A 14,711-nucleotide genomic window follows, 5' to 3' on the forward strand; every position below is an offset into this window, starting at 1 on the left:
AATTTTTGTAAGTAAGAAACTTGTCAATTCTACATTATACTGAGTTAATCTATAGCCCGACAAGTAGTTATTTGTTATCTTTAAGGCACTAAAGAACCCCATAATTATGCGATTAACAACTTTTGAATTTACGCCTTTTAACATTGAGTTTTCTTTTCATCGATTGATAAAAGCGATGAATGAATTTATTGTAGATCCGAACAGGAATGAGATAAAAAAGACTTATCTAAAAGATTTATTGGAGAGAATAAATGTTGTTCCTGATTTATGTACAAACATTACAGCTACAGAAGTTCTTCAAGATAATGAGGCTTTGATTCAAGAGTTGTTAGAGATTTTATTTCCAGTAGCTTTAAAAGACAATGAAATAAAAGCAGTTTCTATGCCTTTTCAGCAATTGATGTTTAACTACACCAATCGTTTTAAAAAAATAATTGCCGAGAGTGGGATAAGTTATGATATAGAAATTCGTGATTTTGATCAGCATCAATATTATATTGCTTGTTGTTGTATTATTATGAATCATTATTTCAACGCTGATTTTGATTTGACCCGACCGTTGTTTATCGACTTGCCAGATGCAAAAGGAATTATACATCACTATCGCGTGTTATACAATGCTGATTTTGTTGAAATAATTCCAACTGATAAAGCTATTATGCTGACAAAGGCGGATATAGAATTGTTGCAAGATAATTTTGACAACTTAGACTTGTGGAAAGAGAAATTTCCTCAAGAAAGTTGGATTATACGTGGTTTTGGTATTGTTAGTTTGGTAGATGTTACGGTTGAAAGTGCTTTATCATTGTTGAAAGAAAACTTTTTAAAGTCGCAATTACAGCGAACACCTATTGGCGATACATTAGGACAAATATTCAGTTCTATTTTTAGAGTGCCTAATTTAAAAATTGGTTATACACCGATTGAATTAGAGACATTGGTTCAGAAAGAAACTCGTGATATAATGGGACTGAAAAGTCATTTATTGAATGATGAAAGCACAGATATTGTTTTATCTAAAAAGGCTTATGAGGAGCTTATTTCAGAAAAAAAGTATTTCTGTATCTCTGATATTGATGAAATGATGTTAGATAAGCAGGAAGAGAAAATGTGTCTGCATCTGAGAAAACAAGGTGTTAGGAGCTGTTTGTTTAGACCTGTGGTTATATCAAGTGGTTTGGAGGGGATCTTGGAGGTTGTCTCTGAAGTACCTCGCGATTTACACACTGTAAACGCACAGAAGTTAGAAGCAATGATGCCTATTATTTCAGAAACCTTTGAGCGTGTAAAAGCAGATTTGCTTAACCAAGTTGAAGCTATTATACAGCGAGAGTTTACGACGATTCACCCAAGTGTTTATTGGAAGTTTATTGAAGAAGCAAAACGAAACTATATAGAAAGTGTTATTGATAAAGATTATATTATTAGTCCGATATCATTTCCAAAAGTATTTCCTTTGTTTGGAGAAATAGACATTAAAGGATCAAGCAAGTTGAGAAATGAAGCAATTGTTGCTGATTTGAAATCTCAATTGACTTATTTAATTAATATGTTTGATAAAAGTGCTTGTCGCAATGGGGCACTTGTTTTTGAGAAACACTGTTTGCGTTTAAATGCTTATTTACGTCAATTAGAAACTCGTTTTTATTCTGGTTTAGAACAGTTGATTCAGAACTATATTAAAGAAGATATACACCCATTTTTAAGAAAAGAAGGGCATCTTTTTGATGAAGAAATATTAAAAGAATACCTGTCTCATATAGATGTTCAGTTTGATATTTATTATGAACAACGCAAGGTTTTTGACAACCAAGTAGGTCGTATGAATAAGTGTTTTTCAGATATCTTAGACGAGCGTCAACAAATAGTTCAAAAAGTATTTCCACATTATTACGAAAGATTTAAAACGGACGGAATAGAACACAACATTTATATTGGGGAGTCTATATGTCCGACGATGTCTTTTGATTTTACTTACTTACAAAACCTGCGTTTGTGGCAATTGCAAGTAATGACTGAATTGATGTGTGTTCACTACCGCAATAATATTCAGGATATGATTAAAATGGATGTTACAGTACTAATTTTTGTGTACGATACATCTTTGGGAATACAGTTTAGAATGGATGAAAAACGCTTTGATATAGATGGCTCATATAATACCCGTTATGAAGTAATTAAAAAGCGTTTAGACAAGGCGTGTATTAAAGGCACAGAAGAGCGAATTGTTCAACCACAAAAGTTGACAATTGCGTTTGCCTCTACAGAAGATTTAGAAGAATACAGACAATATCTAACGTATGGGCAACAAATAGGTGTGCTGCTTGGCGAAATTGAGCAATTTGAAATTGAAGATATGCAAAGTGTTTCAGGCCTACTTGGTCTGAGAGTAAATGTTAATTTAGACTTTGATATAGAACAATTAGATTACAATAATTTAATGCATGATTACCTTAGAAGCCAATACCTCTAAAAGCCAATACAAAAGCTAAAACAGATGCGATAATTCCAACTGTAAAGATGGTATAAGTAATGCGCAATAGTTTATATTTTTTATCAAGTACTACACCTAAATTGTACAAGTCTTTTGTCAATGCGTGGTGTAGGTACTTATTGTTTTTTAAAATAGTCATTAAAGTCTCTTCATACTCGTCAAAAGGCATTTGGTGAAATGTACCAAAGAAAAGTAAATTAACCTCGTTGTTGTCAACTTCTTCTTTTGTAAAGGTACCAGAGGTTACTTTTGGTCTTGTAGATTGTATGGCGAAAATAATCGTAGCCACGCTAAAAAACAATAAAATAAAAGTAGGGTAAATCAAGTGAGCATTGCTCGGACTATCTAATTTTGGAATTAAAGTAGAAAGACAAATAGAGATAATAATAGCATTTACAGAAAGCAATATATTCGCTTTTCTATCTGCTATAGCACTTAAAGAAGTGTGATTTCTCAAGGTCGTTCTGAACAAAGTATCAATAGTTCTACTTGATTCTGCTTTTTTCTTACGCGCCTTTCTGGTTTCTATTTTTTCTATTTTGGCAAGAATAGCCAATAAGTTTTTCTGTTTATAAGGTTGCCATTGTTGTTGGGCATACACAGTATAATATCTGTGTTTATAAAGCATAATATCTCTATTTTGCTCTAACCATTCTAAATCAGTAAAGGTTTTATTACAAAAATGTTCAACTTCTTTTCTTAGCAAGTCACTTACATCTACATAATTATCATCTGAAAAGTGAGCAAAATCAGCATCTTTTAAAATGCATTCAAGATCATTTTCAGGAACATAGTCCAATTTTGTAGCCCTAATTAATTGCATAACAATATGTACGTCATCTACATCAACACCATTTTCAAGTAAGAAAGTTTGCGCCATTTGTGCACCACGTTCTTCGTGTTCTTCCCAAGAGTTGATATATCCAATATCGTGAAACCACGCAGCGTAACGAAGAATATTAGCTTCTTTATTTGTTACGTCAACAGTTTTTAGAATTTCTTCTAAACCATTAACAACACGTAATGTATGGTTAAAGTTGTGGTATGTATATTGATGTGATAGTGTATCTTTGTGTATCTGAAAGATATGTTCTTCAACCTTTTGTAGAATTGTCATATTCAAAACCTTTATAACCTCTAAATTATGAAATTATTTCCTCACATATCTATAAATGCTTTAAAAATAGGTTTAGCATCGCTATTTTCATTTGCTGTTTTGAATTCTTGTGCCACGTATGGTACACAATATGGAAAGAAAAGTAAAGAGACAATTGCTGCTGAGGAGGCTGTTTCTAAAGCGGAAATATCACATACTTATTACTTATTAGGGAATACGGGATTTGACAAGAATAAGTCGAGAAAAAAACACTTTGATAAATTATCTTCTTTTATAGACAAAGGTGAAAAAGAGTCAACGTTAGTTTTCTTAGGTAATAGTATCGATAGGGGAATGGCTAAAGAAGGTGCGAAAAGTAGAGGGAAAGTAGAAGAAACATTGGCCACTCAATTGGGATTGGCAAAAGATTTTAAAGGGAATACTGTTTTTATAAATGGAAACGCTGAATGGGCAAGAGGGTATGAAGGAGTTAAGCGTTTTTCAGATTATATGGCATTAAATTTAGAAGATAAGAAAGCGGTATTACCGAGAAAAGTTTGTGGTTTTGAGCGATTAAAAATCAATGATGAAACTGTATTAATTGCAGTTGATAGCGAATGGTATCTACAAGATTGGGATAAGCAACCCAATATTAATGAGGATTGTGATATCAAGACAAGAGAAGATTTTTTTGATGAACTAAGAGGAGAGATTAACAAAAATCAGAATAGAATAGTGGTGTTGGCCATGCATCACCCTGTTTACAGCAATGGAAATTATGGTGGTCATTTTTCTTTTAAAGACCATATTTACCCATTAAATTCCAATGTACCGTTGCCAATTATTGGTTCGGTTATAAACTATACAAGAGCACTTTCTGGCATTAATACACAAGATTTACAGAGTAAGAATTACAATGAGTTTAATAAGCGCATTAGAACAATGGCGCAGATGTATGACAATGTTGTAATTGCTTCAGCACATGAACAAAATTTACAATACATAGCACAAGATGGGGTAAAACAAGTTATCAGTGGAGGTATGGCTGAAACGACACCTTCAAGAGCTATTTTACCGAATGATATTTCAATCGCACAAGCTGGATTTACGACACTTGAGGTTTTGAAAGATCGCAGTGTAGTGTTGAATTTCTATGTTTTTGACGAAAAAGGTGTTCAGTTAGTTACTAAGAAAAAAATATTTGAACCGAGTTCTTATGTTTATGAAGGAGATAATGAAGTAAAAGAAGGAATAACTAAAGCAAGTGTATATCCTGCAGAGTGGACAAAAAAAACAGCTTGGTATCGCTTTTTATGGGGAAAGCACTATAGAGATATATACAGCAGACCTGTTGAAGTTGAAATAGCGGATCTAACAAAGATTAAAGGGGGATTGACGCCAACTATTTCAGGAGGTGGTAACCAATCTATGTCGCTTCGTGTTGTTGATAAAGACGGAAAAGAATACGTAATGAGAGGGGTGCGTAAGAGTGTTTCTCGTTTTGTTCAAACAGCTGTTTTTAAAGATCAATATGTGATGAATTCGTTTCAAGATACTTGGGCGGAAAGATTTATTTATGATTTTTATACGACATCACATCCTTATACTCCGTTTATCATTAGTGACCTTTCTGAAGCAATAGGTATGTTTCATACAAATCCGGAGTTATATTATATTCCGAAACAAAAAACATTGGGAAGATTTAATGAAAACTACGGAGATGAGTTGTATATGATTGAAGAACGTCCTACCAGTGGTTTTGAAGATGAGGATAGTTTTGGAAATGCGACGAAGATAATTAGCACGACAGATGTGATTGCTAATTTGAGAAAAGACGAAAAGTATGCTATTGATCAAAAAGCATTTTTGCGTGCACGTATTTTTGATATGCTAATTGGCGACTGGGATAGACACGGAGATCAGTGGAGATGGTCTGAGTTTAAAGAAGAAGGTAAGGTAATTTATAAACCTGTACCTCGAGATAGAGATCAAGCTTTTGCTAAGATAGATGGTGCTTTGTTATCATTGATAAAAAAGCTTCCTCCCTTGAGACATATGCAAAGTTATAAAGAAGATTTTGCTAATCCTCGTTGGTTGAATAAGACGGCTTTTCCTTTGGATCAGTATTTATTAAAATCAACTTCTGAAGAAGATTGGATTACAGAGGCAAAAGATATTGTGACAACACTAAGTGATGAAGTCATCGAAGAGGTATTTGCTAAATTGCCTAAAGAAGTACAAGACAAAGAGATAGACGAAATTAAAAGAATATTGAAGGTTAGAAAGAGTAATATTGTTGCCTATTTGCCAAAGTACTATGCTAAATTGAGAGAGTATGTTATTGTGGCAGGTACGGATAAAAAAGACTTTTTCGACATAGAGCGCTTGTCAAATGGCGATGTAAAACTGACACAATATCGCGATAAGAAATCAGGAAAAGAACTTGAATTTGAAAAAGTATATTCGGCAAAGCAAACTAAAGAGATTTGGATTTACGGCTTAAATGATGAAGATGAATATGTAGTGAGAGGAGAGGGAAAAGCAAAGATAAAATTGCGTTTAATAGGAGGTAAGAATCAAGATACATACGCGATTGAAAACCCACGTAAAACAATTGTTTATGATTATGCAGATAAGAAAAATGAAATAGTTGAAAAGAATGGTGTTGTTCGAAAATACAGTACGAATAAATATGATTTGAATAATTTCAACTATGAAAAAGTTCCTGTAAACATCAATATGTTATTGCCAAATATTGGTTTTAATCCTGAAGATGGTATTAAGTTAGGTTTTATGTATAGTTCAACTCGTATGAAGTTTTTACAAGACCCATTTACCAGTAAACACGAATTAAAAGGTTTCTATTCGTTTAACACGAAAGGCTTAGAAGCTGAATATAAAGGGTATTTTCCGAATGCTACAAATAATTGTATGTTTACTTTAGGAGCAAGAGCTACGAGTCCAAATTTTGCCAAAAACTACTATGGTATTGGAAACGAAACATATTATTTTGACAAAGAAAAAGGAGATGATTACAAACGTGTGCGTGTTGAAAGTTATTCAATAGCTCCTGGATACCGTTATGAGGGAAAACAAGGAGGCGCTTTTGAAGTAAATCTTGGATACGACGCATTAAAAGTACAAAACAAGTCTAATCGATTCATTACGAGTTCACCAGAAGTTGTCAATCAGAAAGTTTTTGATTTTCAACAATATGGTTCGTTTAATGTGGAGTATAATTATGAACAGTATAACTATCCTGCTAATCCAACAGTTGGATTTGGTTTCAATTCGAAAGCGGGATGGCGTATGAATTTAGAAGATACTAAACAGAACTTCGCTTACTTAGATATGCGAATGAACTTTATTCATTTTATAGACAGAGGAGAGCGTTTTGTATTTGCTACAAATTTCAATTATCAAACAAGGTTTAATGACAATTACGATTTTTATCACGCAGCAACAGTTGGTGGTAACGCAAATTTAAGAGGATTTAGACCAGAGCGATTTACAGGAAAGACATCATTTGTACAAACAACAGATATTCGTTTTAATGCAGGTCAGTTTACCGCAGGATTTATACCAATGAGTTATGGTTTCTATGCTGGTTTTGATTATGGAAGGGTATGGACTCCATTAGAAAGTTCAAATAAATGGCACAACGCTTATGGAGCAGGTTTTTGGATAAATGCCATAGAACAAGCAACCCTACACTGCTCTTATTTCAACAGTGTAGATGGAGGTCGCTTTGTGTTTGGATTAGGGTTTGGGTTTTAAAGCACCCAAATCCACTTTATAGATTTTACCACCTGTTTGCTTTTTAACTTCATCAGCAATGTAAACAGTATTGTTTCCATCGAAAGAAACAGATTCTTTTTGAGAAACGTGGTTTAATTTGTGTTCAGATATTTTACCATCTAAGATTGCGTTAGGATTGAATCCGTCAATAATCCACAATTTAGAATGTGATAATAAAACAAAAGTCTTTTGGTCGGGACTAATAGCAGCCCCTGTAATAGCACAGTGTTTATAAACATTACACCCTTTGAATGTTTGTACCAATTGAGCTTTGTGATGTCCTGCTACATTGGGAATTTTATAAACATTTGATCTACCGTCAAAGCCTTTACTTCTGTTTTTTGTAAAGATGTAAAAATTGTCATTATATAAAAAGAATGCCTCCGCATCATAAATCAACTCTGTGTCTTTGGGAGGAAATTGTTTTTGCTCAGGATATTCAAAAGAGATAATAGCAGAAGCATCAACTTCTTCTTTATCTAAGTTATTTTTGTCTACTTTAATAATTTTCAGGTCTTTTCTCGTGTTTTTGTTATTTCCAAAATCACCGATATACAAGTTTCCTTCAGAATCACTTGTAAGTTCTTCCCAATCTTTATTTTTTTGGTTTTTAACTTTAACGGTATGCACTATACTTCCAGTTGCATCTATTTGGTAAAGTTCATTGCTATTTCCACTGTCCTGAACGGTCCAAAATGTTTTAGAAGTTGCGTCGTAATGCAAACCAGAAACCTCTTGTAGATGATTAGGCAGTGTAATAAAATCTTCTGTAATTTCTTTTTTTTGACCACAACTAATCAATGTAAAAAAAGATAGTGTTGCGATGGATAAGAATGTTTTCATTGCGCGAATTTTTAGAAAGTATAAAGTTAGTAAAAGTGTTAATAAAAACGGGGCATTTGGCAGTTTAATCTTAGTGGTTAAAATACTTGGTCTGTAAAGGATGAAAAGTGTTGATAACTTTAGGTATAACGAAAAAAATGATTAAAAATTCAAACTTTAAAGTATATTTGCAAAATATAGGCTTATATTGTTGTAAACAGAAGATAATAAAAGTCTTAGAATCTTGATTATATGATTATTGAAAGTTGTTTCAATACTTCTAATGGGCGTATAATCTAATTAAAACTTTGATATAACGAAGATGAAGAACATTAGAAACTTTTGTATTATTGCTCACATTGACCACGGAAAGAGTACGTTAGCAGACCGTTTATTGGATGCTACACAAACGGTAACTGCACGTGAGCAACAAAATCAGCTTTTAGATAGTATGGATTTGGAACGCGAAAGAGGGATTACAATTAAATCTCATGCGATTCAAATGGAGTATGAATATGAAGGCGAGAAATATATTTTAAACTTAATTGATACTCCAGGGCACGTAGACTTTTCTTATGAAGTTTCTAGGTCTATTGCTGCGTGTGAAGGGGCTTTGTTGATTGTAGATGCAGCACAAAGTATCCAAGCACAAACTATCTCTAACTTGTATTTAGCGTTAGAGAATGATTTGACTATTATTCCTGTATTAAATAAAGTTGACTTACCAAGTGCTAACCCAGAAGAGGTGAGTGATGATATCGTTGACTTATTAGGATGTGATTATGAAGAAATTATTCCTGCATCTGGTAAAACAGGTTTAGGAGTAGAAGATATTTTAAAGGCAATTATCGAGAGAGTTCCTGCTCCAAAAGGTAATCCTGAAGAGCCATTACAAGCATTAGTTTTTGACTCTGTTTATAACCCATTCCGCGGTATTGAAGTTATCTTCCGTGTTGTTAATGGTACTATTAAGAAAGGTCAGAAGATTAAATTTATGGCTACAGGGAAAGAGTATTTTGCAGATGAGATTGGTACACTTAAATTAAACCAAGTTCCTAAACAAGAAATTAAAACAGGTGACGTAGGTTACTTAATTTCTGGTATTAAGGAAGCTAAGGAAGTTAAAGTAGGGGATACGTTAACAGATGCAAAAGAACCAACTCAAAATATGATTGAAGGGTTTGAGAACGTTAAGCCAATGGTATTCGCTGGTATTTATCCAGTAGATACAGAGGACTATGAAGAATTGCGTAACTCAATGGAGAAATTGCAATTGAATGATGCTTCTTTAGTATTTGCTGCTGAGAGTTCTGCTGCTTTAGGGTTTGGTTTCCGTTGTGGATTCTTAGGAATGTTACATATGGAGATTATTCAGGAGCGTTTAGAGCGTGAGTTTAATATGACTGTTATTACTACTGTACCTAACGTTTCTTACTTAGCTTATACTAAGAAAGAACCAGATACACCAATTGTAGTAAATAACCCATCTGATTTACCAGAACCTTCTAAATTAGAAAGAGTAGAAGAGCCATATATTAAAGCGACAATTATTACTAAAGCTGACTTCGTTGGTCAAGTAATGAGTTTGTGTATTGACAAACGTGGTATTATTACAAACCAAACTTATTTAACGGAAGACCGTGTAGAGTTGACGTTTGATATGCCATTAGCAGAGATTGTATTTGACTTCTATGATAGATTAAAAACAGTTTCTAAAGGATATGCTTCATTTGACTATTCTCCTATTGGAATGCGTACGTCTAACTTAGTGAAAGTTGACGTTATGTTGAACGCAAACGTAGTAGATGCTTTATCTGCTTTAATGCACGCAGATAATGCGTACTACATTGGTAAGAAGATGTGTGAGAAGTTAAAAGAACTTATCCCACGTCAACAGTTTGATATTCCTATTCAAGCGGCTATTGGAGTGAAAGTAATTGCTCGTGAAACAGTAAAAGCACTTCGTAAAGACGTAACAGCTAAATGTTATGGAGGGGATATTTCACGTAAACGTAAATTACTTGAAAAACAAAAGGCAGGTAAGAAACGTATGCGTCAAGTAGGTAACGTTGAGATTCCACAAGAAGCTTTTATGGCTGTATTAAAATTGAATGACTAACAATTAGTTATATAAATAATGAAAAAAAACTATCAGTAAAACGATAGTTTTTTTTTGCTCAAAAATCACTTAAATACAAATTAACTGATGAAAAAAGTATTAATTGTCTTGGGGTTGCTAATACTAATCGGCTGTAAAGAAACTGCAGAAACAGAGTCTGAGGGTACACAAGAACTTACAGAAGAAAATAGTGTTGAACAAGAAGAAATAAAAGATGTTCACCGATTTACAGATGCTTATGGTAAAGAGGTAAAGGAGGTAATGACACTTTTATTACCCGCATATTATGATGATGATTCGACAGATACTTACTCTGCGATTAACGAAAATTGGTTGGAGTTTAGAAAGGTTGATAAAACACATTTTATTGTGAAACAAGCGGATTATAATTTGACAGATCCGATTTTGAATGAATGTACTGAAGTAAATCAAATTGGGGTATTCTCTCCTGAGGAAGAAGAGCCACTTTTTTTCTGTGCCCCTAATAAGTTACTTACTAAGGGAGATATTGTCTCTTTGCCTATTAAAAAGAAGCCATTATGGCCAGGTGAAGTATATGAATACAAGTATAAAGGACATACATATGCTTTAGAAGCGGAAGGTACAGTAAAAAACACCTATATGTACACGGATGATACAGATCCAAAAGGGAAGGAATTTAGAGAGATTGAGGATTATAAATTGTATATCAGTGTAGATGGGGCACAACAACAGATGGTTTTAAATATCCCTATTTTCAGTGATACTTTTGTCGAATTGCTTTTTGTTGGAGATTTAGATGGAGATGGTAAGCTTGATTTTGTATTTGATACATCAGCAGATTATGAACAAAAAGAAATACAAGTATATTTATCTAAAGAAGCAAAACACTATTTATATCTTGCAGGAAGTGGAGGATATGACTTTAGTTGTTAAATAAAAAAAGGTCTCAATTGAGACCTTTTTCATTAGTAATTATTCTTGTATTGCTCTATGTTAGCAAGTAAAGTTTGTTTATCCATATATCCGGATTGGCGCCATAATAACTTACCTTTTCTAAACAACATCAAAGTAGGTACACCTCTCATTTGATACTGTGTACTATATTGTGTTGTTAATGCTTGGTTTTTATCAACGTCAATCTTAATGATTGTAATATTGTCTTGTAGTGTTTGTTTTACTTCTTCCAAGACAGGTGCAAGCATCTGACAAGGACCACACCAAGTGGCAAAGAAGTCCACTAAGACTAACTGATCACTATTGATTAGTTCTTCAAATTTATTCATTTCTGTATTATTTTCCTGTTGTTGGACAAGTAGCAGTACAAGTGCTTTCTTTTAAAGCAATACCTGTATTTTTAATTGCTCCGAAACCTCCGATTACATCAATCATATTGTGGAATCCTCTTGCTTTCAAGATAGATGAAGCAATAAGTGATCTATATCCTCCAGCACAGTGGATAAAGAAAGTTTCATCTGTTGGGAATTCAGCTAAATGATCGTTTAAGTAATCTAATGGTGTGTGGTTAACATTCTTATAGTCGATATGAGCAGAATTATATTCTCCTACTTTACGAACGTCAAAGATGTTGATATCTTCATTTTTAACTTTATTAGCTAACTCATCAGCAGTAACTTGTTGAACAGTGTCATATTCCATTCCTTCGTTCTTCCAGTTTGCAAAACCACCTTCTAAGTAACCTAATGTATTGTCATAACCAACACGAGAAAGTCTAATAATAGCCTCTTCTTCTCTTCCTTCTGGACAAACGATTAAGATAGGTTGTTTAATATCTGTAATTAAAGCACCAACCCAAGGAGCAAACTGCCCATCTAATCCAATAAAGATAGATCCAGGAATATGTCCCGCTGCAAACTCTGCACCAGGTCTAACATCTAAAATTAATGCTCCAGAATCATCAGCTAAAGCTTGGAAATCTTTAGGTGATAATTTTTTATTATTAGTGATAATCGTTTCAACGTTCTCGTATCCTTCTTTGTTCAACTTCACATTTAAAGGGAAGTAAGCAGGAGGAGGTAAAAGACCATCAGTAACTTCTTTTACGAATTCAGCTTCTGTCATATCCGCACGTAACGCATAGTTTGTTTGCTTTTGTTCACCAAGAGTACCTACAGTTTCTTTACTTAAGTTTTTACCACAAGCAGAACCAGCTCCGTGTGCAGGGTAAACAATTACGTCATCTGCTAACGGCATAATTTTCGTACGTAAGCTATTGTATAAAGTAGCTGCTAATTGCTCTTGTGTTAAATTAGCTGCTTTTTGTGCTAAATCAGGACGACCTACATCTCCTAAGAAAAGGGTATCTCCACTAAAAATAGCGTGGTCTTTACCATTTTCATCTTTTAATAAGTAAGTTGTACTCTCCATAGTATGACCAGGAGTATGTAAAGTTGTAATAGTAACTTTTCCAAGTTGAAAAACTTCTCCATCTTTAGCAATGTGTGCTTTAAATGAAGGGTTAGCATTTGGTCCATAAACGATTGGAGCGCCAGTTTTTTCAGCTAAAGTAACGTGTCCACTTACGAAGTCAGCGTGAAAGTGAGTTTCAAAAATATACTTGATCGTAGCATTATCTTTTGTTGCTTTGTCCAAATAAGGTTGAACTTCTCTCAGAGGGTCAATAATTGCCACTTCTCCTTCGCTTTCAATGTAGTATGCTCCTTGAGCAAGACAGCCGGTATAAATTTGTTCTATTTTCATATCGTAGTGTATTTCTGTTGTTATTATAAAGTAAAATTAGGAAGATGTTTTGAATTGTACAGTAACAAGAGTTACAAACTAAAGAAACACTTCTTTTATTAAAATATAGATGGCCATAATTAAAACAAAATAACCAAAGCCTTTTTTTAAGTTGTTATCTGGGACAAATTTAGTTAAGTATATCCCTATAAATATTCCGATGATTGAAATTGCACTAAAAGTTAGTAATAATGCCCAATCCATCGTTGTGTGTCCTATATCTCCTAAGAAACCGATTAGCGATTGTATAGCAACGATACATAGTGATGTACCTACTGCTTTTCGCATTGGTAAGTTTGAGAATAATACCAAAGCTGGAATAATAAGGAAACCACCTCCTGCACCAACTGTACCGGCTAATAATCCAATTAATAATCCTTGTATTACCAGTCCTCCTAAGTTAGGATTGCTTTCTTCAATTATTTGATCTTTGCGAGGTCGAATCATCTTGATCGCCGATGTAAGCATTACAATTGCAAACAGCACCATAAGTGCAATGTTTTTATCTAATTGTAAACTTCCAATAGAAATAATATCAGGAACTAAGGGGAGTAAAAATGCTCTTGTAATATAAACTGATATTAAAGAAGGAATACCGAATAAGACAACAGCTTTTGTGTCAACTTTTTTATCAATTAGGTTTTTGAAACCACCTACTAATGAGGTTGAACCTACAATAAATAGGGAATAAGCAGTTGCAACAAATGGTTCTATCTTCATTATATAAACTAAAATAGGAACAGTAAGTATTGATCCTCCACTTCCTATAAGTCCTAATGAAATACCAATTAGTAAGGCTAAAGAATAACCTATTAACGATGTGTAATCCATAGTGTTTTACTGAGATTTAAGTAACTCAATATATTTTCGATTGAGTTGTATAATTCCTTTATTCTCAAGAGTTTTTAAGATACGAGAAATAACTACTCTCGATGTGTTAAGCTCTTCAGCCAACTCTTGATGTGTGTTGTTTATAAATCTACTATTGTAAACCTTAGCTTTATCTTGAAGTAATTTGCACAAGCGTTCTTCCATATTCATAAACGCTAAACTATCTACTGCAGAAAGTAATTCATTCATTCTGTTGTTATAGCTATTAAGTACGAAGTTTCTCCAACTTTTGTATTTCACTAACCATTCGTCCATTTTTCCAACAGGAACTAATATAACACTACCATCGCGTTCTGCAATAGAACGCACTTGACTTTTCGTTTCACCCAAACAACAAGTTAATGTCATTGCACAGGTGTCTCCTTGCTCAATGTAGTATAAGACAATCTCTCCCTCTTTTTGATCTTCTCTAATTATCTTGATAGCACCTGCTAATAGAAGAGGTATTTTTTTTATGTACTCTCCAATTTCCATCAGTCTTTCACCTTCTTTAAAATCTTTGATAGTTGAAACTTTGATAATTTCTTCTAACAATTCTTCTTCAAAGATGTAGCGGTATTTCGTTTTGATAATATGTTCCATAAAGATTGAATAAGATGGTTTTGGGTTTTAAAATTACTTTATTTAAAGCAACTTATCAATTTTATTGCAATCTTAAAAGAGACAATATAAAATATTAGTCGTTGTAATTTTTTATTAATGAATGAAATAGAATAAAAAAAGCTAAAGAATATTGTTGTGTAATTAGACTA

Annotated in this window: 10 protein-coding genes; 4 read left to right on the forward strand and 6 right to left on the reverse strand. The window is 33.4% G+C overall.

Going from position 1 to position 14,711, the window contains the following annotated elements; translation table 11 throughout:
- Window positions 1-106 precede the first annotated feature (106 nt).
- Window positions 107-2,473, forward strand: coding sequence for a hypothetical protein (locus GQS07_RS05475; protein ID WP_158209951.1), 2,367 nt, complete (start codon window positions 107-109; stop codon window positions 2,471-2,473).
- Here GQS07_RS05475 and GQS07_RS05480 read toward each other — a convergent pair.
- Complete coding sequence (locus GQS07_RS05480; RefSeq protein WP_158209952.1) at window positions 2,454-3,611, reverse strand: Pycsar system effector family protein; 1,158 nt, start codon at window positions 3,609-3,611, stop codon at window positions 2,454-2,456. The genes GQS07_RS05475 and GQS07_RS05480 overlap by 20 nt on opposite strands.
- 27 nt (window positions 3,612-3,638) lie before the next feature.
- Between GQS07_RS05480 and GQS07_RS05485 the strand changes: the two genes are divergently transcribed.
- Complete coding sequence (locus GQS07_RS05485; protein ID WP_158209953.1) at window positions 3,639-7,367, forward strand: metallophosphoesterase; 3,729 nt, start codon at window positions 3,639-3,641, stop codon at window positions 7,365-7,367.
- Here the strand turns inward: GQS07_RS05485 and GQS07_RS05490 are convergent.
- Window positions 7,350-8,231, reverse strand: a complete 882-nt coding sequence (locus tag GQS07_RS05490; RefSeq protein ID WP_158209954.1) for an SdiA-regulated domain-containing protein — start codon at window positions 8,229-8,231, stop codon at window positions 7,350-7,352. The genes GQS07_RS05485 and GQS07_RS05490 overlap by 18 nt on opposite strands.
- Before the next feature lie 301 nt (window positions 8,232-8,532).
- Here GQS07_RS05490 and lepA point away from each other — a divergent pair, with 301 nt between their 5' ends.
- Complete coding sequence (gene lepA, locus GQS07_RS05495; protein ID WP_158209955.1) at window positions 8,533-10,329, forward strand: translation elongation factor 4; 1,797 nt, start codon at window positions 8,533-8,535, stop codon at window positions 10,327-10,329.
- Between the two features lie 87 nt (window positions 10,330-10,416).
- On the forward strand, window positions 10,417-11,244 hold the full coding sequence (locus GQS07_RS05500; RefSeq protein WP_158209956.1) for a hypothetical protein: 828 nt from the start codon (window positions 10,417-10,419) through the stop codon (window positions 11,242-11,244).
- 32 nt (window positions 11,245-11,276) lie between these two features.
- Here the strand turns inward: GQS07_RS05500 and trxA are convergent, their stop codons facing one another.
- The 4 genes from trxA to GQS07_RS05520 all read right to left on the reverse strand — a co-directional run bounded on the left by trxA (window position 11,277) and on the right by GQS07_RS05520 (window position 14,541).
- Window positions 11,277-11,594, reverse strand: coding sequence for a thioredoxin (trxA, locus tag GQS07_RS05505; protein WP_090409899.1), 318 nt, complete (start codon window positions 11,592-11,594; stop codon window positions 11,277-11,279).
- 7 nt (window positions 11,595-11,601) lie between these two features.
- The gene (locus GQS07_RS05510; RefSeq protein WP_158209957.1) at window positions 11,602-13,029 is read right to left on the reverse strand and encodes an MBL fold metallo-hydrolase; all 1,428 of its coding nucleotides are present in this window, start codon (window positions 13,027-13,029) and stop codon (window positions 11,602-11,604) included.
- 78 nt (window positions 13,030-13,107) lie between these two features.
- Complete coding sequence (locus GQS07_RS05515) at window positions 13,108-13,899, reverse strand: sulfite exporter TauE/SafE family protein (RefSeq protein ID WP_158209958.1); 792 nt, start codon at window positions 13,897-13,899, stop codon at window positions 13,108-13,110.
- A gap of 6 nt (window positions 13,900-13,905) precedes the next feature.
- Window positions 13,906-14,541, reverse strand: a complete 636-nt coding sequence (locus GQS07_RS05520; RefSeq protein WP_158209959.1) for a Crp/Fnr family transcriptional regulator — start codon at window positions 14,539-14,541, stop codon at window positions 13,906-13,908.
- Window positions 14,542-14,711: the final 170 nt, after the last annotated feature.

The sequence above is a fragment of the Myroides phaeus genome (assembly GCF_009799805.1).
In the GTDB taxonomy this organism is placed as follows: Bacteria; Bacteroidota; Bacteroidia; order Flavobacteriales; family Flavobacteriaceae; genus Flavobacterium; species Flavobacterium phaeum_A.

Coding starts and splice junctions, on each gene's coding strand:
- GQS07_RS05475 (WP_158209951.1), top strand. CDS start 107: ATGCGATTAACAACTTTTGAATTTACGCCTTTTAACATTGAGTTTTCT.
- GQS07_RS05480 (WP_158209952.1), bottom strand. CDS start 3,611: ATGACAATTCTACAAAAGGTTGAAGAACATATCTTTCAGATACACAAA.
- GQS07_RS05485 (WP_158209953.1), top strand. CDS start 3,639: ATGAAATTATTTCCTCACATATCTATAAATGCTTTAAAAATAGGTTTA.
- GQS07_RS05490 (WP_158209954.1), bottom strand. CDS start 8,231: ATGAAAACATTCTTATCCATCGCAACACTATCTTTTTTTACATTGATT.
- lepA (WP_158209955.1), top strand. CDS start 8,533: ATGAAGAACATTAGAAACTTTTGTATTATTGCTCACATTGACCACGGA.
- GQS07_RS05500 (WP_158209956.1), top strand. CDS start 10,417: ATGAAAAAAGTATTAATTGTCTTGGGGTTGCTAATACTAATCGGCTGT.
- trxA (WP_090409899.1), bottom strand. CDS start 11,594: ATGAATAAATTTGAAGAACTAATCAATAGTGATCAGTTAGTCTTAGTG.
- GQS07_RS05510 (WP_158209957.1), bottom strand. CDS start 13,029: ATGAAAATAGAACAAATTTATACCGGCTGTCTTGCTCAAGGAGCATAC.
- GQS07_RS05515 (WP_158209958.1), bottom strand. CDS start 13,899: ATGGATTACACATCGTTAATAGGTTATTCTTTAGCCTTACTAATTGGT.
- GQS07_RS05520 (WP_158209959.1), bottom strand. CDS start 14,541: ATGGAACATATTATCAAAACGAAATACCGCTACATCTTTGAAGAAGAA.